26 protein-coding genes are annotated in these 22,179 nt (G+C 73.3%); 17 read left to right on the top strand and 9 right to left on the bottom strand.

All coding sequences use genetic code 11. The annotated features are described in order from the left end of the window. Nucleotide 1: 1 nt before the first annotated feature. Nucleotides 2-1,261: an Hsp70 family protein gene (locus ACFYML_RS24850; protein WP_387422908.1), complete on the bottom strand. Its 1,260-nt coding sequence runs from the start codon at nucleotides 1,259-1,261 to the stop codon at nucleotides 2-4. Nucleotides 1,262-1,551: 290 nt separating this feature from the next. Here ACFYML_RS24850 and ACFYML_RS24845 point away from each other — a divergent pair, with 290 nt between their 5' ends. The 3 genes from ACFYML_RS24845 to ACFYML_RS24835 all read left to right on the top strand — a co-directional run bounded on the left by ACFYML_RS24845 (nucleotide 1,552) and on the right by ACFYML_RS24835 (nucleotide 5,943). Continuing rightward, nucleotides 1,552-2,514 carry an IniB N-terminal domain-containing protein gene (locus ACFYML_RS24845; protein ID WP_387422907.1) on the top strand — a complete coding sequence of 321 codons (963 nt, stop codon included), beginning with the start codon at nucleotides 1,552-1,554 and terminating at the stop codon, nucleotides 2,512-2,514. Between the two features lie 106 nt (nucleotides 2,515-2,620). Further along, on the top strand, nucleotides 2,621-4,480 hold the full coding sequence (locus ACFYML_RS24840) for a dynamin family protein (RefSeq protein ID WP_387422906.1): 1,860 nt from the start codon (nucleotides 2,621-2,623) through the stop codon (nucleotides 4,478-4,480). After that, complete coding sequence (locus ACFYML_RS24835; protein WP_387422905.1) at nucleotides 4,477-5,943, top strand: dynamin family protein; 1,467 nt, start codon at nucleotides 4,477-4,479, stop codon at nucleotides 5,941-5,943. The genes ACFYML_RS24840 and ACFYML_RS24835 overlap by 4 nt, the downstream gene beginning before the upstream one ends. Here ACFYML_RS24835 and ACFYML_RS24830 read toward each other — a convergent pair. From ACFYML_RS24830 to trxA, 3 genes are all read right to left on the bottom strand, one after another. Continuing rightward, on the bottom strand, nucleotides 5,857-6,759 hold the full coding sequence (locus ACFYML_RS24830; protein ID WP_387422904.1) for an MFS transporter permease: 903 nt from the start codon (nucleotides 6,757-6,759) through the stop codon (nucleotides 5,857-5,859). The genes ACFYML_RS24835 and ACFYML_RS24830 overlap by 87 nt on opposite strands. Next, nucleotides 6,756-7,196, bottom strand: coding sequence for a hypothetical protein (locus tag ACFYML_RS24825; RefSeq protein WP_387273012.1), 441 nt, complete (start codon nucleotides 7,194-7,196; stop codon nucleotides 6,756-6,758). The genes ACFYML_RS24830 and ACFYML_RS24825 overlap by 4 nt, the downstream gene beginning before the upstream one ends. Before the next feature lie 158 nt (nucleotides 7,197-7,354). Further along, nucleotides 7,355-7,717: a thioredoxin gene (gene trxA / locus ACFYML_RS24820; protein WP_357437338.1), complete on the bottom strand. Its 363-nt coding sequence runs from the start codon at nucleotides 7,715-7,717 to the stop codon at nucleotides 7,355-7,357. 545 nt (nucleotides 7,718-8,262) lie between these two features. Between trxA and ACFYML_RS24815 the strand changes: the two genes are divergently transcribed. From ACFYML_RS24815 to ACFYML_RS24765, 11 genes are all read left to right on the top strand, one after another. Beyond that, the gene (locus ACFYML_RS24815; RefSeq protein WP_073840021.1) at nucleotides 8,263-8,778 is read left to right on the top strand and encodes a MaoC family dehydratase; all 516 of its coding nucleotides are present in this window, start codon (nucleotides 8,263-8,265) and stop codon (nucleotides 8,776-8,778) included. 175 nt (nucleotides 8,779-8,953) lie between these two features. Then, nucleotides 8,954-9,445 (top strand): hypothetical protein, encoded by a 492-nt coding sequence (locus tag ACFYML_RS24810; protein ID WP_387422903.1) that lies wholly within the window; start codon nucleotides 8,954-8,956, stop codon nucleotides 9,443-9,445. A gap of 49 nt (nucleotides 9,446-9,494) precedes the next feature. After that, nucleotides 9,495-10,118 (top strand): TrmH family RNA methyltransferase, encoded by a 624-nt coding sequence (locus ACFYML_RS24805; RefSeq protein ID WP_387422902.1) that lies wholly within the window; start codon nucleotides 9,495-9,497, stop codon nucleotides 10,116-10,118. Nucleotides 10,119-10,180: 62 nt separating this feature from the next. Continuing rightward, entirely contained in the window at nucleotides 10,181-10,879 is a 699-nt protein-coding gene (locus ACFYML_RS24800; protein ID WP_387422901.1) for a DUF6758 family protein, read from the top strand. Nucleotides 10,880-10,993: 114 nt separating this feature from the next. Then, nucleotides 10,994-11,152, top strand: coding sequence for a hypothetical protein (locus ACFYML_RS24795; protein ID WP_007455302.1), 159 nt, complete (start codon nucleotides 10,994-10,996; stop codon nucleotides 11,150-11,152). Between the two features lie 6 nt (nucleotides 11,153-11,158). Beyond that, the gene (locus ACFYML_RS24790) at nucleotides 11,159-12,034 is read left to right on the top strand and encodes a PH domain-containing protein (protein ID WP_387273020.1); all 876 of its coding nucleotides are present in this window, start codon (nucleotides 11,159-11,161) and stop codon (nucleotides 12,032-12,034) included. Nucleotides 12,035-12,137: 103 nt separating this feature from the next. After that, nucleotides 12,138-12,830, top strand: a complete 693-nt coding sequence (locus ACFYML_RS24785) for a SigE family RNA polymerase sigma factor (protein WP_387422900.1) — start codon at nucleotides 12,138-12,140, stop codon at nucleotides 12,828-12,830. A 58-nt stretch (nucleotides 12,831-12,888) separates the two neighbouring features. Beyond that, a complete protein-coding gene (locus ACFYML_RS24780; RefSeq protein ID WP_387422899.1) occupies nucleotides 12,889-14,157 on the top strand; it encodes a hypothetical protein in 1,269 nt (422 codons plus the stop codon). A gap of 55 nt (nucleotides 14,158-14,212) precedes the next feature. Further along, nucleotides 14,213-15,079, top strand: a complete 867-nt coding sequence (locus ACFYML_RS24775; protein ID WP_387422898.1) for a PHP domain-containing protein — start codon at nucleotides 14,213-14,215, stop codon at nucleotides 15,077-15,079. Between the two features lie 31 nt (nucleotides 15,080-15,110). Continuing rightward, nucleotides 15,111-15,725 (top strand): MarC family protein, encoded by a 615-nt coding sequence (locus ACFYML_RS24770; RefSeq protein WP_357437356.1) that lies wholly within the window; start codon nucleotides 15,111-15,113, stop codon nucleotides 15,723-15,725. A gap of 168 nt (nucleotides 15,726-15,893) precedes the next feature. Further along, nucleotides 15,894-16,730 (top strand): RecB family exonuclease, encoded by an 837-nt coding sequence (locus ACFYML_RS24765; protein WP_387422966.1) that lies wholly within the window; start codon nucleotides 15,894-15,896, stop codon nucleotides 16,728-16,730. Between the two features lie 35 nt (nucleotides 16,731-16,765). Here ACFYML_RS24765 and map read toward each other — a convergent pair whose 3' ends face one another. Then, a complete protein-coding gene (gene map / locus ACFYML_RS24760) occupies nucleotides 16,766-17,548 on the bottom strand; it encodes a type I methionyl aminopeptidase (RefSeq protein ID WP_387422897.1) in 783 nt (260 codons plus the stop codon). A 70-nt stretch (nucleotides 17,549-17,618) separates the two neighbouring features. Between map and ACFYML_RS24755 the strand changes: the two genes are divergently transcribed. Next, complete coding sequence (locus tag ACFYML_RS24755; protein ID WP_387422896.1) at nucleotides 17,619-17,921, top strand: helix-turn-helix transcriptional regulator; 303 nt, start codon at nucleotides 17,619-17,621, stop codon at nucleotides 17,919-17,921. Between the two features lie 126 nt (nucleotides 17,922-18,047). Here ACFYML_RS24755 and ACFYML_RS24750 read toward each other — a convergent pair whose 3' ends face one another. Both ACFYML_RS24750 and ACFYML_RS24745 read right to left on the bottom strand, forming a co-directional pair. Continuing rightward, a complete protein-coding gene (locus tag ACFYML_RS24750) occupies nucleotides 18,048-18,902 on the bottom strand; it encodes an oxygenase MpaB family protein (protein WP_387422895.1) in 855 nt (284 codons plus the stop codon). 94 nt (nucleotides 18,903-18,996) lie between these two features. Beyond that, the gene (locus ACFYML_RS24745) at nucleotides 18,997-19,425 is read right to left on the bottom strand and encodes a Fur family transcriptional regulator (protein WP_073840009.1); all 429 of its coding nucleotides are present in this window, start codon (nucleotides 19,423-19,425) and stop codon (nucleotides 18,997-18,999) included. 205 nt (nucleotides 19,426-19,630) lie between these two features. Between ACFYML_RS24745 and ACFYML_RS24740 the strand changes: the two genes are divergently transcribed. Together ACFYML_RS24740 and ACFYML_RS24735 are read left to right on the top strand one after the other, a co-directional pair. Further along, on the top strand, nucleotides 19,631-20,113 hold the full coding sequence (locus tag ACFYML_RS24740) for a DUF2231 domain-containing protein (RefSeq protein WP_387273033.1): 483 nt from the start codon (nucleotides 19,631-19,633) through the stop codon (nucleotides 20,111-20,113). Nucleotides 20,114-20,821: 708 nt separating this feature from the next. Then, the gene (locus ACFYML_RS24735) at nucleotides 20,822-21,004 is read left to right on the top strand and encodes a hypothetical protein (RefSeq protein WP_387422965.1); all 183 of its coding nucleotides are present in this window, start codon (nucleotides 20,822-20,824) and stop codon (nucleotides 21,002-21,004) included. 52 nt (nucleotides 21,005-21,056) lie between these two features. Here ACFYML_RS24735 and ACFYML_RS24730 read toward each other — a convergent pair whose 3' ends face one another. Both ACFYML_RS24730 and ACFYML_RS24725 read right to left on the bottom strand, forming a co-directional pair. Further along, nucleotides 21,057-21,569 (bottom strand): flagellar biosynthesis protein FlgA, encoded by a 513-nt coding sequence (locus ACFYML_RS24730; protein WP_387422894.1) that lies wholly within the window; start codon nucleotides 21,567-21,569, stop codon nucleotides 21,057-21,059. Nucleotides 21,570-21,828: 259 nt separating this feature from the next. After that, entirely contained in the window at nucleotides 21,829-22,164 is a 336-nt protein-coding gene (locus ACFYML_RS24725; protein ID WP_387422893.1) for an FmdB family zinc ribbon protein, read from the bottom strand. Nucleotides 22,165-22,179: the final 15 nt, after the last annotated feature.

The raw sequence follows: 22,179 nt of genomic DNA, 5'->3' as shown, positions 1-22,179 counted from the left end.
GTCATCCTTCGCGTCCCCGGCCCCTGGCCAGCGCCAGGCGGGACGGCTTCGGCAGGTTCAGCGGGGCGATCCGGATCGGCGGGCGGGGTGGTGGCTCGCCGTGGGGGGCATGATGCGGCTCGCTGTGCCGCGCCGGGACGGCGGCCGGCCCGGCGCCGCTGACCGGCGTGGACGGGGGCGCCGGCACCGGCCGGCGGCGCGGGGACACCACCTGGCAGGCGGCGAGGGCCGCCCCGGTGGCGGCGGTCAGCTGGGGATCCGGCTCCACCTCGACGGGGACCGGAAAGGCCGCGGCGAGCAACTCGCGGACCAGCGGGATCCGGGCGGAGCCACCGGCGAGGAGGACCCCGTCGAGCTGCGCGGGGGTCAGGCCGGCGGAGTGTACGGCCCGCACCAGCAGGTCGACGGTCGCCCGCACCGCCGGCCGGATCAGGTCCTCGAACTGGGTCCGGGTCACCGGTACCCGGACCGGTCCGGTCGGCAGGGTCAGCATGACGTCGGTCTCCGTACCGACGGTCAGCTCCCGCTTGACCCGGTCGCACTCGAGTAGCAGCCCGTGCGGCGTCGGGTGGGTCTCCCGGCGGGCCGTGCCCGCGAAATCCCGGCCGAGCACGGTACGGACGTGCTCGGCGAGCGCCTCGTCGAAGTCGGTGCCGCCGAGGGGGTCCAGGCCCTGGGGAAGGCCGAACGCCTCGTAGGTGCCCTGCGGGTTGCGGCGGACCAGCGCCGCCTCGAAGGTGCTGCCGCCCAGCGCGTAGACCGCGGCGGTGGTGCCCGGGAAGCCGCGTGCCGCGTGGTTCTCGGCGACCGTGACCGGGTGCGGGAGCAGCGTCACGTTGCGCAGGTCGAGGTGCCACAGTGCCCGGCGCAGCAGGTCGCGCCGGTGCGAGCCCCACCCGGCGGGGTGGCTGAGCACGACCGCCTCGGCGAAACCGCCCTCCCGGGCGGCGACCCGCTCCACCACCCACGCCGCCAGCTCCGCGATCAGGTTCTCCGGCGGGCACGGCTCGCCGCCGAGCAGCAGGGGCACGTCGTCGCCGATCCGGCGGACGAAGTCCCGGGTGGTGCGGCCGGGGTCGTCGACGGCGGGCTGGCCGACCGTGAGCGACCCGTCCGGCGACAGGTGCAGCACCGACGGTACGACGGGGTCCCCGGCGTCCAGCGCGACCACCTCAGGTCGGGCCCAGGTCTCACCCCGCCGTCGGGCGACTGCCGCGACTGTGCTGGTGCTTCCGATGTCCATCCCGAGGACGTACGGCATGTGTTTCTTCCTCCACCGTGAGTGGCCCTGGCGACGGTGTCGGTACCGTGGCGACCCACCCCCGGCGAGCCCCGTGGGCTCCTACTTTCGTACCAGAGATCGCTTCCGTCCCGGTACCCTAACTCTGGCCGGCCCGGCTCCCCCTCTCCCCCTAACGAACGAGGGGGGAAAGGCCCTAATCCGCTCCCGGCCGGTTTCGGGCCGTTCCCCGATGACCACAGCGGCCCCCGCTCATAGCGTCACTGTCGAAGCACGACGGTGCTGACGCTACGTTCGAGGAGAACTCCCCCATGGATTCGCAACAGAGCCTGCACGTCAACTCGCAGCAGTCGGTGGACTCGTCCCAGACGCTGCACGACTTCGTGCTCAACCTGCTCACCGACCCGGACGCCCGGTCGGCCTTCGACCTCGACCCGGAGGGTGCGCTGCAGGCCGCGGGGCTCACCGACGTCACCGCCGCCGACGTGCAGGACGTGGTGCCGCTGGTGGTCGACTACGCCGCCCCCGGGGCGGGGCTCGCGCCGCTGGCCCCGGTGGCCGGGCAGCTCGGGCTCGACCCGCTGGCGAGCGACGCCACCGACGTGGTCGGCCAGCTCGCGGCCGCGCCGCAGCAGCTCAGCGTCAACAGCACGTACGCCGGGGTGGACGTCTCGGCCGGTGCGCTGGGCGCCATCGCGGTCGACCCGGCCGGCCTGTACGCCGGGGCGGCCGTGCTGCCGGGGATCGGACTGGGCATCGGGCCGGGCGGCCTCGCGACCGACCTGACCGGGGCGCACGACGTCGCGCACACCCTCGACTCCGACGTGCTGGGCGCGGTGGACACCGCCGTCGACCCGGTCGTCGGGGACCTCGCCGGTACGGCGGGCGACCCGCTCGGCACCGCCACCGGCACCGGTGTGCTGCCCGGCGACGGCGCACTCGGCGGTGACCTGGGCGTCCTCTCCGGCGCCCACGCGCAGGTCGACGGCGTGGTCGGTTCGCTCGGCGTCGACCAGACCCTGGGCGGGCTCGGCCTCGGTGACGGCGCGGGCGGGGTCGTCCCGCCGGTCCACGTGCCGGCCACCGTGGACGGCGTCACGCAGCAGGTGAACGGCACGCTGTCCGGCGTCACCGGCACGGTCAACGGGGTTTCCGGCACGGTCGGCGGCCTCACCGCCGGGGTGACCGGCGACTCCGGGGCCCACGGCAGCGCCACCGTCCACGGCGACGTGCACGCCTCCTCCGACGGCGGTCTGCTGGGCGGTCTGCTCTGACGGAGGGCCCCCGAACAGGGGCGGAAGGCCGGCTCGCCGGCCTTCCGCTCCTGTGCTGGTTCGGGCCCCTCTTGATAATTGAGCCGAAATCAGCACACTTGGTGCGGTGATCGCGGCGATCTGGCTGGACGTGCTCGACGAGATCGCCCGTACGTGCAGCGCACACGGGCGAGGTGACCTGCTCCAGACGGTGCGGCAGAAGCGGGTCCAACTGCTGGACCCCAGGTTGCGGGTGCTCATCATCGGCGAGTCGCACCAGGGCAAGAGCCAGCTGATCAACGCCATCATCAACGCGCCGGCCTGCCCGGTCGGCGACGGCCGCACCACCGTGCTACCGACCGTGGTGCAGCACGCCGAGGTGCCGTCGGCCGCCGTGGTTCAAGCCCCGCCGGCGACCCCGGGCCGGTCCGCCGGCAGCGCGGTCCCGGTGACCACCGAGCGGATCCCGGTACCGCTGGACAAGGTCGCCGCGGGGGTTGCCGGCACGCTCGGCCGCCGGGCCGGCGGCGGTGCCGCGCATGTCGAGATCGGACTGCCCCGTGCCCTGCTCGGCACCGGACTGGTGCTGGTGGACACGCCGGGCACCGACGAGGTCGCCGCGCTCGGCGCGGCCGGCCCGACCGCCGCGCCGGCCTGGGCGGACACCGTCCTGCTGGTCTCCGATTCCACCCGGGAACTCTCGGCCGGCGAGCTGACCATGCTGCTGCACCTGGCCCGGTCGCACCCCAACGTGGTGGTGGTGCAGACCAAGACCGATCTCGTACCGGACTGGCGCGCGGTCGCCGAGCGCAACCGGCAGCACCTGGCCGACGCGGGTGTGCCGGCGCCGGTCATCCCGGTCTCGGCGGTCCTGCGGCTGCGGGCGGCCGTCGTCGACGACCGGGAGCTCAACGCCGAGTCCGGCTTCCCCCTGCTGATCGCCCGGTTGCAGCGGGACCTCGCCGGCAAGTCCGACCGCCTGGCCCGGGCCGCGGTCGGCGTGGTGGCCCGGACCGTGGTGGAACAGCTCGCCGCGCCGCTGCGGGCCGAGTTGGCGAGCCAGGAGGCCGAGGAGCAGTCCGGTCCGATCTCCCGGCTGCACGCGGCCCAGCGCGAGGTCGACGAGCTGCGTCGCTGCTCGATGAGGTGGCAGAACACGCTCGCCGACGAGATGGCCGACCTGCTCTCCGACATCGAGTACGACCTGCGCGACCGGACCCGGCAGATCCTGCGCCAGGTCGACGAGGCGTTCGACGAGGCCGACCCGCTGGTCGGCTGGGACGCCTTCCAGGAGTGGCTGGAGCGCAGCCTGGTGGAGGCGGCGGAGGCGAACCACGAGTGGCTGGTCCAGCGCTGCGACTGGGCCGCCCGCCGGGTGGCCGACACCTTCGCCCGGTACGGCGGTGACGTGCTGCCGCCGTGGTCCCTGGCGACACCACCGGACCTCGCTGACCGGCTGCCGGAGATCGAACGGCCGCAGATCGACCGCTTCACCCCGAGCCAGAAGCTGATCACCGGCATGCGCGGCTCGTACGGCGGCCTGCTGATGGTCGGTCTCGCGACGACGCTGGCCGGGATGCCGATGATCAACCCGCTCTCGATCGGCGTCGGTGCCCTGTTCGGCGGCAAGAGCATCCACGACGAGAGTCGACAGCTGCTCCGCCGCCGCCAGGCGACCGTCAAGACGGCGATCCAGCGGCACGTCGACGACTTCTTCGTCCGGGTGACCAAGGAGCGCCGGGACGGTGCCCGGCAGGTGCAGCGGATGCTGCGGGACCACTTCAGCGCGCTCACCGAGGAACTGCAGGAGGCCATCATCCGGTCGTTCCGCAGCGCCAAGCAGGCCGCCGACACCGACGCGGCCGCCCGCGACCAGCGGCAGCGCGAGATCCGGCTGAAGATGACCCGGCTGGCCACGCTCTTCGAGCAGGCCCAGCAGTTGACCGGCGGGCGGCCCGCCCCGGCGTCGCTGGGGCCACGGGCATGACCGTCGGGCTGCGGCTGGACGAGGCGGTGTGGGGGCTGCTGAACCAGGCCCTCCAGCTCTACGGTGACGACCCGAGGGCGACCGACCATCTCCGGCACCAGCTGGCCAGGCTGGAGGAACCGCTGCGGATCGCGGTCGTCGGCCCGTGGCGGTCCGGCAAGTCGACGCTGCTGAACGCGATCATGGGCGAGGAGGTCGCGCCGGTCGACGGGGTGGACGGCAGCACGGTCTTCACCTGGTACGAGGACGGACCGCAGCCGAGCGCCACCGCGTACTCGACCAGCCATCCGCCGCAGGAGCTGGCGATCGCCAAGTCGGCCACCGGGATGCGGGTGGACCTCGTCGGCTGGCGGGCGGGCGAGCTGCGGGACATCGTGGTGCAGTGGCCGACCCGGACCCTGCGCCAGGTGACGCTGATCGACACGCCGGCCACCGGCCTCGACGAGCAGGGCCGGGCGCCGGTGATGGAGCGCGTGCTGCGGGACGCGGACGCGGTGCTGTACCTGACCCGCGACGGCCGCGAGAGCGACCTGCGGGCGCTGGAGACCAGCCGGGAGAGTGCCGTCGGGCAGGCCGCCGCCGTGAACGTCGTGATGGTGCTGTCCCGGGTGGACGAGACCGGCGGCGGGCGGATCGACGGGCTGCTCACCGCCCGTCAGCTCGCCCGGCGGCAGCAGCGCGACCCGCGGGTGAACGCACTCTGCGTGCAGGTCGTCCCGTGCAGCGGCCTGCTCGGCCTGGCCGGTCGGATCCTCAGCGAGTCGGACTACGCCGTGCTCGCGGCGCTGGCCCGGGTGGCTCGTCCGGAGCTGGACCCGCACCTGCTCTCCGCCGACCGCTTCGTCCGCGGTGAGCTGCCGATCCGGCTGGACCCGGGGGTACGCGCCGCGCTGCTGGACCGGCTCGGGCTCTTCGGGCTCCGGCTGGCCACCACGCTGGTCCGTACCGGCTGCGACAGCCGGGCGAAGCTTTCCGCCGAGCTGATCCGGCGTAGCGGCCTGACCGAGCTGCGCGAGTCGATGGCCCGCTCCCTCATCGACCGCCGGGACACGCTCAAGGCGCGCTCGGCGCTGGCCGCCGTGGAGGCGCTGCTGCGGGCCGAGCCCGTCCGGGGCGCGGACGAGCTGCTCGGCCGGGTCGAGCAGATCCTCGCCGGGGCGCACGAGTTCCGTGAGCTGCGCCTGCTCGCCGCGCTGCGCACCAACCGGCTCGGCTTCGACACCGAGCTGGCGGCCGAGGCGCAGCGGCTGGTCGGCGGCGACGGGGTCGGGCTGGCGGCCCGGCTCGGCGTGGAGCACGACGCGACCGTGCAGCGGCTCTGGGAGGTCGCCGCCGAGGCGCAGTGGCGGTGGCGGAAACGCGCGGAGGACCCGCTCCTACGACTGGGCCAGCGGCGCGGCGCTCAGGTCGTCGTCCGCAGCTGCGAGGGGATGATCGCCGAGTTGGCCGAGGGGGGCCGGTGACCGCCGGCGGCGCAGCAGGCTGACCGGGCGGACCCGCTCCAGCGGCAGGAAGCTGGTCATCGCCACCAGGTGCGGCGCGAACGAGATGGTGATCGTCGCGATGGTCACCAGATGGAACGAGTAGAAGAAGCCGACCACCGCCAGCCGCCACCGCTCCGGCAGCACGAAGACCAGCGGGCTGAGCAACTCGAAGGCGAGGATGCCGAACTGGGCGACGATCAGCAGGTGCGGCACCTGGGCGATCAGGTCGGCCAGGTCGGTGCCGCGTCGGATGATCGCCCGGGCCAGCACGGAGCCGGTCGCCCAGTCGAGGCCGCCGAAGCGGAACTTGGCCCAGGCGGCCAGGAAGTACGTGCAGATCACCGCGATCTGGGTGACCCGCAGCGCCCAGCCGCCCGCCTGGGTACGCGTGGGGTCGCCGTGCCGGGCCCGGCCGGCGGTGGGCAGGGCGGCCAGCGCGACGAGGAGCCCGAACCGGTCGTGGTCGACCTTGCCGTAGCTCATCGCCACGATCATCCACTCGAAGTAGAGGGCGAAGACCGTCCAGCCGAGCAGTCGCGGCGCCCGCCCGGTCGCGGCGAGCAGGGAGACCACCACCAGCACCCAGAAGATCACGCCGACCAGGGCCGGGGTGGGGGTGGGCAGCGGGAGCAGCCGGCCGATCAGCAGCGGCTGGTAGAGGTCGCCGGGCACGTCGACCCGCGTGCGTACCCAGGGGGTGAAGACGACCAGGTCGGCGGCGACGAAGAGGTAGACGAGGGTCCGGAAGGCGGCAACCCGGCCACGCGGGACCGCCTCGGTCAGCCAGCGGGTCACGGGTTGGCCTGCCAGCGGACGGCGGTCTGGTCGGTCCAGCGGCCGGTCGGGCGGCCGCCCTGGATGTCGTACCAGCGGATCACGATGCGGACCTCGACCACCGCGGGGGCGGCCGGGTGCCGCTCGGCGTACGCGTCGGCGACCCGGCGCAGCAGGCTCGGGTCGGCGGCGTAGCGGTCCTGCTGGCCCTCGATCTCGGCGCGGCGGATGCCCGTGGCGTCCTGGCCGAGCGGGACCAGCGCACCGGTGCGGTCGACCCCCTCGACCCGGGTGTCCGGGGCGGGTGCGTCCGGCGGGTCGGAGGTGGAGTACATCCGGAACGGCCCGAACGGGAAGTCGTCGTCGGTGCCCCGGACGGTGCCGGCGAGGAGCAGCGCCAACCCGAGCACGGTGGCGCCCAGCCGGACGGCGCGCCCGCGGGTGGTCAAGGTCTCCATCGGCTGGTCACGATACGGGACCGGACCCTCCCTGGGCCTCCGTCCGTCGTCCAGTCCTCGCTGGCCGTGTCGCTGCCTGTCGTACCCGCGCCAGGGGCCGACGGCAAGGGCCGGGCCCCCGGAACGGGGACCCGGCCGCCGCCGGAATCAGCGGTGGGTCAGTGCTTGTGCTCGGCCATCTGCTTGCGGACCTCGTCCATGTCCAGCTTCTCGACCTGCTCGATCAGGTTCTCCAGGGCGGACTCCGGCAGCGCGCCCGGCTGGGCGAAGACGATCACGCCGTCCTTGATCGCCATCACCGTGGGGATCGAGCGGATGTTGAACTTGGCGCCGAGCTCCGGCTGCGCCTCGGTGTCGACCTTGCCGAAGACGATGTCCGGGTGCTTCTCGGACGAGCGCTCGTAGACGGGGGCGAAGCGCTTGCACGGACCGCACCAGTCTGCCCAGAAGTCGAGCAGGACGATGCCGTCGCTCTCGGTCACCTCGTCGAAGTTGGCTGTGGTCAGCTCAACCGTTGCCATTGCACTCTCCGATCAGCGCGGATTGCCTACGTCCGGTGGAACCAGGGCGGACGTCCTTCCATTCCCGTGACGTACGCGACGAAACGCAGCGCAGTGCCTCGGTGACCCTGGGGATATCGAACCGAATCTCTTCCATCGGGCGTGCGGATCGCAAGTGCACGTCGCACTTGCGTGACCCGGCGTGATGGGAGCGCTCCCAGGGAGATCAACGCGATCGGGCCCTGCGAATCAGCAATTTGCTGCTTGACAAGGAGCTATCCGACGTGCAGAGATCGCTTCCGGAGCGTGCGTCGGTCACGCACGGTGTTGTTACAAAAAGGTAAATGTGACGGCCGTCTCTGTTGGCGGGGCATTGCCGTACGGCAGAATCTTGGGCATCAGAGCGTGGGCGGCGGGTGCCGGGGAGGGCCCCGCCGCTCATTGCGTCTCCCACCGGGCGGGACCCGGTGTGACATTTCCTCGCCGCCAGCGCCCCTGTCGCCGCCTTAACAAGCGGTAAGGCATGCTGTGCCGAACTCCATCGCCGCCCGTCGAAGGGGACAAGGATGCAGTTCGGCCGCTACTACGAGGAGTTCGAGGTCGGTGCGGTCTACCGGCACTGGCCGGGCAAGACGGTCACCGAATACGACGACCACCTCTTCTGCCTGCTCACCATGAACCACCATCCGCTGCACCTGGACGCCCACTACGCGGAGTCGGCGACCCAGTTCAAGCGGAACGTGGTGGTCGGCAACTACATCTACTCGCTGCTGCTGGGCATGTCGGTGCCGGACGTCAGCGGCAAGGCGATCGCCAACCTGGAGATCGAGTCGCTGCGGCACGTCGCCCCGACCTTCCACGGCGACACCATCTACGGCGAGACCACGGTGCTGGACAAGCGGGAGTCCTCCTCGAAGCCGGACCGCGGTGTGGTCGCGGTGGAGACGCGGGGCTACAACCAGGACGGCACCCTGGTCTGCGTCTTCCGCCGCAAGGTCATGGTCCCGAAGAAGGAGTACGCGGCCGCCGCCGTGCCCGAGGGCGTCGATCCGGAGCGGCCCAGCTTCCCCGAGCCGCGCTGACCTGCCGACGTACGGCGCGAAGGACCCCTTTCCGATCCGTGGGGAAGGGGTCCTTTTCCCGTTCCGGGGCATATGCTGGCGCCGGAGGTCCCCCGATGAGCGAGCGCAGCGAGCGAATCATCCGGCTCAGCGCGTCGGTGCTTCAGGGCGCCGCGGAGCGGAGCGGAGCGGCGGTATGAGACCCTCCGTCGCCGGAGAGCCGCCCTCCTCCGGACGTCGGGTCGCCCCGCTGACCACCGCCGTCTACTCCGCGGCCGAGTGGGACCTGTTGACCGACCTGCCGGGTCGGGTCCTCGTCGCCGCCGCCTCGCCCGGGCCCGGACGCCCGCCGCGCGGGGTCGCCGCCGGGCTCGCCGGCCTGGACGCCGTGGCCGCCGGCCGGGCCTTCGACAGCGACCTGGTCCGGGCCGTGGTCTCCGCGATCTACGCGCGCCACGACGGCGCCGCCGACCGCGACGAACGCCTCACCGACCTGGTCGACCTGCTCGCCGCCTGCCGGGCCGCGGTCCGGGTGCTCCGGCGACGCGCCGATCCCGCCGACGGGGCGGCCTACCGGCAGTGGGTGGAGTCCGTCGCGGCCCGGGTCTGCCGGGCCGGGGACGCCGGGGCGAGTCCCGCCGACCGGCGCTTTCTCGGCCGGCTCGCCGGCGCGCTCGACCTGCGCTGACCGGGGTCACCGGCGGCGCGGCCGGTCCGGGCCGTACGCTCTGGAAACCGTGACCGACGACCAGCTCGACGTGGGTGTGGGGCCGTGGCCCGGCGACCCGCCGGACGACCCGCGGTACGACCCGGAGCTGCTCGGCGAGGGCGACCGGCGCAACGTGGTGGACCGCTATCGCTACTGGCGGCGGGAGGCCGTGGTGGCCGACCTGGACCGGCGCCGGCACGACTTCCACGTGGCCATCGAGAACTGGCAGCACGACTTCAACATCGGCACCGTGGTCCGCAACGCCAACGCCTTCCTCGCCGCCGAGGTGCACATCGTCGGGCGGCGGCGGTGGAACCGGCGCGGGGCCATGGTGACCGACCGCTACCAGCACGTCCGGCACCACCCGACGATCGACGAGTTCGTCGGGTGGGCGGCGGCGCAGCGCCTGCCGGTGGTCGGCATCGACAACCTGCCCGGCTCGAAGCCGCTGGAGACCAGCACCCTGCCGCGCCGCTGCGTCCTCCTCTTCGGCCAGGAGGGACCGGGGCTGTCCGACGTCGCCCGTGCCGCCTGCGACCAGCTCTTCTCCATCGCCCAGTACGGCTCGACCCGGTCGATCAACGCCGGGGTGGCCAGCGGCATCGCCATGCACGCGTGGATCCGCTCGTACGCCGGACCACCGCCGGACTGACCGGTTTCCCGGATCCCGCCGCTCCGCTTGACGGCCCGCCGCCCTGGGGTGACGGTGGGAACGTGAGTGTCGCGGTGAGTTGTCCGAGGTGCGCGGGCCCGGTCCGGGAGCCGGACCTGATGCACGGTGAGTCCCGGTGCCTGCGCTGCGGTCCCGTGCCGCCGCTGCACGTTCCCGAGCGCATCGGCGCCGGGATCCTGACCAGCGTGGTGGAGCGGGTGGCCGCCGACGGTGAGTCGACCGACCGGCGGGGGGTGCCGCTGTGGTGCCCGTGGCCGCTGCCCGCCGGGTGGACGTTGACCGGGGTGGCCTGGGCGGGGGACGACCGGAGCGGGGTGCGTGCCACGGCGGTGGCCTGCGCCGGACCGGCTCCCCTCGACGGTGGACCGGCCGACCTGCTCTTCGTGGCCGAGGAGCCGGGCGTCGGGCTCGGGTCCCGGTTCGCCGGGCTGGCCGGTCCCGATCCGGGGCCGCAGGTCGCGGAGGCGCTCACGGACCCGGGCCCTGGCCACCCCGAACGCGTGCCGCACGCCAAGATCCGGGTGGGCGGCCACCCCACTCCACTGTGGCTCGTGAATTCCCCCACGGATCGAAGTGCGTACGCCGGCGAGGCTCGGGGAATGTGGTTGCATGCGATAGCCTGGCCGGCGAGTGCGGGTCACCTCCTCGCGGAAGAAGTCGTGCTGCGCGACCTCACCGAGTGGACTCCGCCCGAACTCGTGTACGGCGCACCATCCCCGTACCTGCACGGGCGGGCCTGACCGGCCAGCACGGACGGGTCGGGGAACGTACGCAGATATTCACTGTACGACACCATACTGATACTCTGGGTGCCACTGCGGTAAACCCGGCGCCGCGCGAGAGGATGGCCCGCCATGGTCAAGAAGGTCCTCACCTGGGCCGGCATCGCATTCTTGATCTTCTTTGTTGCCTACCGGCCGAACTCCGCCGCCGACGTCTTCAAGTCCCTCGGCGGCGGCATCATGGACATCGCCCAGGGCTTCGGCGACTTCTTCACCAGCCTGGTCGCCTAGCCACCGATGGGAAGCCCCTCCGGTCCGCCCTTCGACCCCGACGACCCCGATCGGGAGCGCCGGGAACGCGACACCGAGCCCATCCCCCGAATCGACCCCGACGACGGTCCCGGCTTCGCCGCGGGGGCCGGCTACGGCGAGGGTCCCTCCCTTTCGGAGGACGCCGCCTTCGGTGACGGCCCCGGCTACGCCGGTGAAGGCCGCTCCGGCCGCGCCTGGATCCGCGACCCCGAGGGTGGCTACCAGCCGCCCCCGATCAGCGAGGAGGAGCTGGCCGGCCTGCGGGGCGACGCCTCCGGCGGGGCGCCCCGCCGGGTGCTGCCGCTGGAGGACGAGCCGAGCCCGCTGGCCGCGCGCTACCTGTTCCCCACCGAGCGGTTCCGGGGCGAGTGGAAGCGGCACTGGGTCTACATCGCCAAGCCGCTGATCATCGGCATCCTGGCCACCTTCATCCTCGGCTACCTCTCCGGCTTCCTCGCCGGGCGGCAGACCGGCGCGCTGACCACCGTCGCCGTGCTGCTCTGGTTCCTCGTGATCGGCTGGGTCGCCTGGCAGGTCGCCGAATGGTGGTACAACCGCTTCATCCTGACCAACAAACGGGTGATGGTGGTGGACGGCATCGTCACCCGGCGGGTGGCCATGATGCCGCTGGTCCGGGTGACCGACATGAAGTACGAGCAGTCCCCGGCCGGCCGGGCGCTCAACTACGGCACCTTCGTGCTGGAGTCGGCCGGTCAGGAGCAGGCGCTCCGTGAGATCAAGAGCCTGCCCAACCCGAACGAGCTCTACCTGCGCGTGGTCGAGGAGATGTACGAGCCGCAGGCCGTCGAGGCCCGGTTGGGCAAGGAGGCGGACGAGGCCAAGGCCGACGACGGCGCCTGAAACTTTTCGTCCGAACATCGGATGAACTGCACACCATTTGCCGTCGACCCGGCACCCCGACACGTGGCAGCCTGCCAAGCAGGACGGGGGCGCGGAGGTGAGCGTGGCGAGCAGGGACCCGCTGGAGGAGGAGTTCCGCGAGTTCGTCGCGGCCCGCTCCGGCGCTCTGCTGCGCACCGCTTACCTGCTGACCGGGGACTGGGCGACGGCCGAGGACCTGCTCCAGACCGCGCTGACCAAGACGTACCTGGCCTGGAAGCGGCTCGGCGGGATCGAGGCCATCGAGCCGTACGCCCGCCGGGTCATGGTCAACACCTCGACGAGTTGGTGGCGACGCCGGTGGCACGGTGAGCGCCCGACCGAGGTGCTGCCCGAACGGGCCGGGGTCGACGAGATCGAGCAGCAGCTCGACCGGGACGCGCTCTGGCGGCACCTCCAGGCGCTGCCGGCCCGGCAGCGGGCCGTGCTGGTGCTGCGCTTCTACGAGGACATGTCCGAGGCGCAGACCGCCGCACTGCTGGAGATCTCGCCGGGCACCGTGAAGAGCCAGACCTCCCGCGCGTTGCACACCCTGCGCCGCCGGCTGGGCTCCGAGGCGGCCCTGGGCCTGCCCGCCGAGCCGGCGGGGGCGGCACCGGCCCGGCCCGCGCCGCGTACCGCCGCCGCGCCGGTGCAGCCGTCGCCGCCGGTCGAACCACCGGCGGCCAGCCGCCCGCCGGTGGTCCGGCCGACCCCGCTCTCCGGCGGCCCGGCCGCCGGCCGCCGTGCCGCCACCGTCCCGGTGGAGACCCGATGACCGAGCGATCCATCAGGCTCAGCGCGCACGGCGCTCCCCAGCGCGGCGAGGAAAAGTCATGAGCAGTACGCCGAACTCCTGCGACAACCGGACGGGCAGCCTGGAGCGTTCATTCCCCGTGAGCGAGGACGAGCTGGAGCGGGCGCTGCGGGAGACGTTCACCCGTCGCGCCGCGACGCCGCGCCCGCTCGCCGCCGATCCGGCCGGGTTGGCCATCCGGCGGGCTCGCCGGACCGGCCGGCGCCGCGCGCTGACCGGCCTCGCCCTGGCCGGGATGGCCACGGTGCTGGTCACCACCGGCATGGCCCAGCTCGGCGGGCCGACCGGCCAGGGGACCACCCCCACCGTGGTGCTCGGCGACCCGCGCGGCTTCACGCCCTCTCCGCTTTCCACCCCGTCCACCGCCGCGCCGGCCCCGCCGGATCCGGTCCGCGCCGAACTGGACCTGCTCATCGGCTCCTGGCTGCACACCAGCGGGGGCGAGCGCCGCGAGCTGACCGGCGCGGGCCCGATCGAACGGGCGCAACGCGTCCCCGACTACGGCGGCTGGCTGATCACCTCGGCGGCCACCGCGGCCGGCCGTACCCTCTGGTGGTTGCCGCCCAACGGCAGCCCTCCGCAGGTGCTGCTGGCCGGCGCGGACGCCGTCGCGGTCGCGGTGGACGGGCGGCAGGTGGCCTGGCGCGACGGTGCCGAACTCCGCGCCGCCGGCCTGGTCGGTGGCCAGCTCGTCGCGACCACCGAGGCGGCGGCCCCGGACGGGGCGGTGCCGGTCGGCTTCGCCGGCGACGCGGTCCTGATCCGGCAGCCCGGCACGGGCGGATTCAACGTCTGGCGCCGGGCGGCGGGCGGCGTGCCGGGCGCCGCGAACCGGGACGTGCTGAACGTCTACGGCGCGCTGCCCGACGGCCGGGTGGTCGGGCTTGTCTCCGCCGGTACGCCCCGACGCCCCTGCCTGGCCCTGCTCGACCCGGCCCACGCCCTCAGCATCCTCCGCACCGGCTGTGGGCCGGCACTCGCCACCGACGGCCTCGGCGGGGTCTCCGCCGACGGGCGGTGGCTGCTGGTGAACGGCACGCGGAAGAACGCCCTCCTGGTCGACCTGAACACCCTGGGCGCGACCGTGTCGGCCCGCCCGGCCGGGCCGGCGGTGGCCGGTGCGGTGGCGTGGAGCCGTGCCGGGGTGGCCCTGCACGTCGACGCCGCCAGCCAACTGGTCCGGGTACGCCCGGACCGGGTGCTGGCCGGCGAGCGCCCCACCGGGTTGCCGGTCGACGGGGTCGCCGCGGGCGAGCGCCCGGTGGTGGTGGCCGACACCCGCCCCTGACCCGGCGTACCGCCCGCGGCGGTGGGCGGCGTGGTCGGGCGGTAGCGTCGGCGGGGTGACCTCGGCCGCCCGGATCGACCTGCACGCGCACTCCACCGCCAGCGACGGCACCCTCAGCCCCGCCGAGCTGGTCCGGGCCGCCGCCGAGGCTGGTCTCGACGTCGTGGCGATCACCGACCACGACACCACGGCCGGCTGGGAAGCCGCGGCTCGCGCGCTGCCGCCCGGGCTCACCCTGGTCCGGGGCGCGGAGGTCTCCTGCCGCTGGCACGGCGTCGAGCCGGCGCTCCCGCTGCACCTGCTCGCGTACCTCTTCGACCCGGCGGAGCCGGAACTGGTCGCGGAGCTGGCCCGGGTCCGGCGCGCCCGGGAGGAGCGCGGCGAGCGGATCGTCCGGCTGCTGCAGGCCGACGGGATCAACGTGAGCTGGCGGGAGATCCTGGCCGGCGCGGCCGGCGGGGCCGTCGGCCGCCCGCACATCGCCCAGGCGCTGATCCGGGCCGGGCTGGTCGCCACCACCAGCGAGGCGTTCGGGCCGGACTGGTTGGGGGAGCGGTACCGGCTGCCCAAGGAGGACATCGACGTGTTCCGGGCGGTGGCGCTGGTCCGGGCGGCCGGCGGGGTGCCGGTCTTCGCCCACCCCCGGGCCAGCCGGCGCGGCCGGATCGTGCCGGACGAGCTGGTCGCGGAGCTGGCCGCGGCCGGGCTGGCCGGCCTGGAGGCCGACCACGAGGACCACACGCCGGCAGAAGCCGCCCACGTCCGCGGGCTCGCCGCCGAGCTGGGACTGCTGGTCACCGGGTCGTCGGACTTCCACGGGACGCACAAGACCGTCCGGCTCGGCGCGCACACCACCGATCCCGAGGCGTACGAGCGGATCGTGGCCGCTGCCACCGGAGTGACCCCGATCCCTTCAGGCTGAAGCCGCGGGGCGGCGCGGCTACCGTGTCCGCGTGGATCTCAAGCTCTTCGGCGAGGTCTTCGTGACCCTGCTGGTGATCGTCGACCCGCCCGGCATGTTGCCGATCTTCCTGGCGCTCACCGGCCCGCTCGCCGCCCGGGACCGGAACCGGGCCGCCTGGCAGGCCGTGGCGCTGGCGCTCGGGGTGATCGTGGTGTTCGCCGTGGCCGGGCAGACGCTCCTGGCCTACCTGCACGTCTCCCTGCCGGCGTTGCAGGCCGCCGGCGGGCTGCTGCTGGTGCTGGTCGCGTTGGAGCTGCTGACCGGCAAGGCCGACGACCCGAGCCAGCCGGCCACGTCCAATATCGCCCTGGTCCCGCTGGGCACGCCGCTGCTGGCCGGACCGGGCGCCATCGTCGCCACCATGCTCTTCGTGCAGCGGTCCGGCGGGCCCACCGACTACCTCGCGATCGCCCTCGCGATCGTCGCGGTGATGGTCACGGTCTGGCTGGCGCTGCGCTTCTCCGGCGTGATCGTCAAGATCCTGCGGCCGGGGGGCATCGAGGTGCTCACCCGGATCGCCGGCCTGCTGCTGGCCGCCATCGCGGTGCAGCTCATCGCCGACGCGATCGCCGCATTCGTGACCCACTTCATCACCACGGGCTGACCCCCGGCGCCTTGCTGCCGGCTGCGTCGTCGGCCCGCCGGAAGCGGGCTGTCGTACCGGGATGGCAGGATCGCAGGCGTGCGACGACCCTCCCCGACCGGACGACCGACCGGTGGCCACCCGCCCCGGCCCCGCGCCGAGCAGGCCGAGCAGCTCGGCTTCGAGGGCATGCCGGAGCGGCTCTTCGTCTGCACCCCCAGCAAGCTCGGGGCGTATGTGGACTGTCCCCGACGCTACCGCTACGCGTACGTCGACCGGCCCGCGCCGCCCAAGGGCCCGCCGTGGGCGCACAACTCGCTGGGCGCCAGCGTCCACACCGCCCTGAAGAACTGGTATGCGCTCGCGCCGGACCGCCGCCGCCCCGAGGTGCTGGCCACCCTGCTCAAGGGCACCTGGGTGCGCGAGGGCTACCGCGACGACGAGCAGGAGCGGGACGCCTTCCGCCGGGCGCTGGCCTGGCTGGAGTCGTACGTCGCCGGCCTCGACCCGGCCGACGAGCCCGTCGGGGTGGAGCGGGTCGTCGCCGTGAAGACCGCCGTGCTCGCGCTCAACGGCCGCGCCGACCGGATCGACTCGCGTCCCGGCCCCGACGGGCGACCCGAGCTGGTCATCGTCGACTACAAGACCGGCCGCACCGGGCTGGACGCCGACGACGCCCGCGGCTCGCAGGCCCTGGCCCTCTACGCGTACGCGGCCGAGCGGGTGTTTCGCCGGCCGTGCCACCGGGTCGAGCTGCACCACCTGCCCACCGGCACGGTCGCCGCGCACGAGCACACGCCCGAGTCGCTGCAGCGGCAGCTGACCCGGGCCGAGGAGACCGCCCGGGACATCATGGCCGCCGAGCGGGCGGTCGCCGATGGCGCCGACGCCGACGAGGAGTTTCCGGCCACCCCGGGGCCCCGCTGCGGCTGGTGCGACTACCGGCGCACCTGCCCGGCCGGCGCGCAGACCCCGGGCAAGGACCCCTGGGCGGCCATGGACCGCCATTTCAGCGACGACGGGTGAGTTGCTGGGAGCGGGGGAAGCGAACGGCCGTCACCTCACGGTCGCGCCTGCTTCGGCAAGGTGAGGACTTCGGCTCCGTCGCTGGTGATGGCGATCGTGTGCTCACTGTGCGCTGTCCGGCAGCCTGTCGCGCTTCGGAGCGTCCAGCCATCGGCATCGGTGATCAGCTCGGCGGTGTCCGCCATGACCCAGGGCTCCAATGCCAGCAACAGCCCAGGGCGCAGCCGGTATCCGCGACCGGGCCGCCCCGTGTTCGGGACGTGCGGGTCCTGGTGCATTGTCGATCCGACGCCATGACCGCCGAACTCGGTGTTGATCGAATATCCCGCCTCGCTGAGGACCGAGCCGATGGCATGGGAGATGTCACCGATGTGAGCCCCTGGTCCGGCCGCGGCAATCCCTGCGCTCAATGCACGCTCGGTCGCGCTGATCAGCGCAACGCTCTCCGGGGGGTTCGAGTCGCCCACGATGAAGCTGATGGCGGAGTCAGCGACGACTCCGCCTTTGCAGACGGCGAGGTCGAGCGTCAGCAGGTCGCCGTCGGCAAGCGGGTAGTCGTACGGCAATCCGTGGAGCACGGCGTCGTTGACTGAGGTGCAGATGTAGTGGCCGAACGGCCCACGTCCGAAGGACGGCTCGTAGTCGACGTAACAGGACTGCGCTCCGGCCTCGGTGATCATGGCCCGGGCCCACCGGTTGATGTCCCGGAGGTTCGTGCCTACCTCACAGCGACTCCTCAGCGTCTGCAAGATGTCGGCGACCAGGGCGCCTGCCTCCCTGGCTCGGGGCAGTTCGGTGGGGTTCAGGATCTCGATCATGCGGCGCCCTTACTCGTCGTGCAACCCAATAAGTATCCCGGCCATATTATCCCGGTACTAGAATCGGGCCATGGTCAGGTTGCCGCTCACTCCCGCGGAGGTCGAACGCGGACAGCGCCTCGGCGCCCTCCTGCGTCGAGCCAGGGGAGAGCGTTCGATGCTCGGCACCGCGCTGGACGCAGGTGTCTCGCCGGAGACTCTTCGGAAGATCGAGTCCGGTCGCGTAGCCACCCCTGCCTTCCCCACCATCGCTGCGATCGCCGACGTCCTCGGCCTTTCCCTCGACGCGGTGTGGTCGGAGATCAACCAGTCAGACGGCGGGGTCGAACTCGCAAGATCAGGTCGCTACGAAGGTGAGCGGTTGGCCTCGTGAGTCTCGATCCCGCAGCTTCCTTGCCGTTGCCGACGATGGAGATCACCTGACGAACGCCTGCGACCCGCCGTCGAGGCGCCGGCCGAGCGCGACGCCGTTCTCGACCAACGTCCCCGGTCAGGACAACTAGGCGGCGAGGCCGAGGCGGGCGGCGCGTTCCTTCGCGGCCTGCTGCAACGGTCCCACCCGGTAGCGGCGGGGCAGTGCCGCCAGGGCGAGCCGCAGCGCGCGGACGCTGAGATCCGCCGAGAGCGCGGTGGTGGGCAGGCCCAGGCCGCCGTACAGCCGGCGGGCCCACGCCGGCAGCAGCGCCATCGCGGTGCCGGCGATCCCCAGGTACGCCCAGCGCGCCGGGCCGAGATGCAGGCCGAGCTTCACCGGCAGGCTGAGCTTCCACGGGATCGGCGGGGCGGTCAGGAAGAGGGCCGTCTCCGCCGCCTCCCTGGTCATCCGCAGGTCGGCACGGATCCGCCGGTAGTAGTCGGCCACCTCGGCGGCGGTGCCCGGCACGTCGGCCGGGTCCAGCCCGACCAGGGCCGCCGCCCGGCGCTGCTCGGTGTAGTAGCCGTCGATCTCGGCGTCGGTCAGGGCGAGCCCGGCTCGCCGGGCGGTGCTGACGAACGACTCGACCTCGGTGACGTGCACCCAGCGCAGCAACTCCGGGTCGTCGATCCGGAACTCCTCCCCGGTGGACGGGTCGGTGGCTCGCATCCGGGCGTGCAGCGTACGCAGCCGCCGGCCGGCGGCCTCCGCCTCGGCGGTGGTGCCGTAGATCGTCGTCGCCACGTAGGTGGCGGTACGCACCAGCCGGCCCCACGCGTCGGTGCGGTAGTTGCTGTTCTGGGCGACCCCGGCCATCGCCCGGGGGTGCAGCGCCTGGAGGTAGAGCGAGCGCAGGCCGGCGACGATCAGGACCGGCTCCTCGTGCACCTTCCACGTGACCGATCCGGGACCGAAGAGGCCGAGGTCATCCGAGTCCACCGCCCAAGAGTGCCACGCTCCGGGCCACCATCGCGGTCCCGGGCCGCAGTCGCCGGGCAGCAAGGGGCGGCGGCCCGACGAGGGTGCGTTTCTGTCAGTCGTCGGCGGAGCGGCGGGCCTGGCAGGCGGGGCAGAGCCCCCAGAAGGTCACTTCCGCCTCGTCCACCTCGAAGCCGTGCGCGGGGCTCGGGTCCAGGCAGGGTGCCAGGCCGGTCGCGCAGTCGACGTCGGCGATCTCGCCGCAGCCCCGGCACACCACGTGGTGGTGGTTGTCGCCGGCGCGGGCCTCGTACCGGGCCGGGCTGCCGGCCGGCTCGATCCGGCGGGAGAGCCCCGCGCGGGAGAGCGCGCCGAGCACGTCGTAGACGGCCTGGGTGGACACCGAGTCGAGCCGCTCGCGGACCCGACGGGTGATCTCGTCGACCTCCAGGTGACCGCCGGCGGCGAGCACCTCCAGCACGGCGAGCCGCGGTCGGGTGACCCGCAGGCCCTTCGACCGGAGCAGTTCCTCACCGCTGGACATGCAGCAATGACAGCACGGCCCCCGACGGCCGACAAGTGAAGTCTGGTAGGGGGTGGCCGCGACCACAGGTCGGGCGGGGACGCCGCCGGGGTGGACTGAACCGGTCGGACAGGTTGCGCGTGTACCGGTTCGTCAGCTGCGTCACGCGCATTTGATCGACGTACGCTGGCTGCCGCGGAAGCCGCATCCATTGCCGGAGGTGTCGGTGTTCAAGGAAATCAACGGTCTGCCGGGCCACGTCCTGATCGTGCACGCCGTCGTGGTGTTCGTCCCGCTGTTGGCGCTGCTGGCCTCCGCCTACGGGCTGTTGCCCCGGTGGCGGTCCCGCTTCGGGTGGGCGGTCGCGGTCCTCGCCGTGGTGGCCCCGATCGCGACCTTCCTCGCCACCGAATCGGGCGAGGCGTTCGAGGAAGTCCAGCGGAAGAGGGGCGTGGGTGGCGAATTCCTCCAGAAGATCCACGAGCATTCCGAGTACGGCGACACGCTGCTCTGGTTCACCCTGGGCCTCGCGGTGGCGGCCCTGGTGCTGTTGGCAGTGACCTGGAACACCCCCTGGGCGGCCCGGCTGCCTTCCTGGCTCAGCTGGCCGGTGACCGGTGTCGTGATCGTGCTGTCCGTGTTCGCGCTGGTCTACGTCTATCTGACCGGCGACAGCGGTGCCCAACTGGTGTGGAGCGGCCAGGTCTGACACCGGACGGCCGGGGTCAGAAGATCACCCGCGAGCAGAGCAGGCACATCAGGATCACCAGCACGACCCCGGCGACCGTCCCGATGCCGTAGGTGAGTCGCTGGGCCTGCTGCTCCCCCTGATCCATGGCGGCCATGTCCTGGGGAGGCAACCGCCGGGGCGGCGCGGGCTGCACGTGCACCGGCGGCCGCCAGCCGGGCGGGGGCGGGGTGGTCGGCGGCGGCCCCGGGTATCCGCCGGTCGCCGCGTTGCTCGCGGGCCAGCCACCCGTACCAGGCTGGCCGCTGCTGCCGGCCGGTGCCGGGCCTGTTTCGCCGATCGCGGCCGGCCTGGACCACGGACTTGCCGACGTGCCGGACCAGGGACTGTCGTCCTGGCTCGCGCCGGACCAGGGATCGCCAGGTGGCGGTGTGTCGGAGCGGGGATGATCGGCCGCGCCCGCGCCGGTCAACTCGGGGGTGCCCGCAGCGGCGGACGGCCCGGGACTCGGCGCCGGCTCGCCGGACTGACGGCCGTTGACCTCGCCAGTTGTTTGGTCCGGTGTCGGGCGTCGCCAGAACTCGTCCTCGGGGCTGCCACCGCTCGGCGTCGTCACGCCGTCCGACGCTACCAACGCCCCGGCCGCTCGGCCTGCCGGACGCGACGGGCGAGCCACGCCCGGGTGGTGCGCGGGCTGGTCGAGCCGTGCCGATTTCGCCGGTATCCTTGCTGCTCGTGGAGGATCCCGGGATGCGTGGCGCGCACGGCGACGACGACCGCGTGGTCGACCTCAGCGACGACTTCGTGGTGCTGCCCGAGCAGACCACCGACGACACGGACCGTGGCTGGGGCGAGCGGCCCAGCGGCAACGACGACTGGCTGCTGGCCGAGCGGCCGCCGCACTGGGGCTGACCGGCCTCTTCGAGGACCGGCGCCGTGACGTCCGCCACGGGTTGCCGACCGGTCATCCGCGTACCACCACCGCGAAGCGGCTGCCCTCGGGCACGCCGACGGCCTGCTGCGCCTGCTCCGGCCGGAGCGCCAGGTAGAGCGCGGAGGAGCCGTCGACCGAACCGGCGCCGACCACGTCGAGCACCAGCGCCCGCGGCGCGAGGAGGGTCGCCTCCCTGCCGGCCCCATCGGCCGGTACGACCAGCAGGTCCACTCGGGCACCCGGGCGGAGCACGGCGAGAGCGGCCGGCTCGGCCAGCCGGACCGGTACGCCGACCGACCCGCTGGGCAGGGGCAGCGCGACGCTCGGCGGCCTTGCGGCAGGGCTCGCGGGACTCGCGGCCGGGGTGGGGCCGGCCGGGGCGGTGCCGGGCGGACAGCCGGCGGGTGTCTGGAGGACGGCGGCGGCCAGGCCGAGCAGCACCGCGACCAGCGCCACCCGGAGCAGGGTCCGGCCGCGCGGCAGCCCGCGCCAGCGCACCGGCTGCAGTGATCCCTCGCCCGCCGCCACCCGCACCCCTCCCACCCGCACGACACCCGATCAGATGCCAGCAGGCTAGGAGCTGGACGTGCGCAGCGGCCGTCTCCGCAGGCCGCCCTGTGGAAAACCCATCCGCCTGTGGATAACCCCCAAACCTCGCCCGGCTCTGCTAGCGCCCGGCCGAGCCACCACCCACCCCGGCGGCCTCAGTCACGAAAGAGTGGCCATTCCCGCAGGAACAGCCACTCTTTCGGGGAACTTGCGGATCTTGGGCCCCGCGGCGCCCCACCGAGGGCGCCTCGGGTCAGGAGGAGGAAGAAGAAGAGGTGCTCGCGGCCGGGGTCTTGGCGGACGAGCCGTTGCTCGAGCCGTTCGACGTGCTCGACGAGCTGGTCGAGCTGCCGGACGACGACTCGGACGTGGCCGGCTTGCTCGTGCTGCTCGTGCCGGTCTCGGAACCCGACGAGCGCGAGTCGGTGCGGTAGAAGCCGGAACCCTTGAACACGATGCCGACCGAGTTGAAGAGCTTGCGCAGCTGCCCCTCACACGCCGGGCACTCGGTCAGCGGCTCGTCAGAGAAGGACTGCACCGCCTCGAGCTGGTGGCCGCACGCGGTGCAGGCGTACTGGTACGTGGGCACGTTCTCCTCCGGATC

The organism is Micromonospora sp. NPDC007230 (genome assembly GCF_042869115.1).
Lineage (GTDB): Bacteria > Actinomycetota > Actinomycetes > Mycobacteriales > Micromonosporaceae > Micromonospora.
The sequence above is the reverse complement of the archived record's forward strand: the minus strand, read 5'-3'. Positions and strand labels throughout refer to the sequence as shown.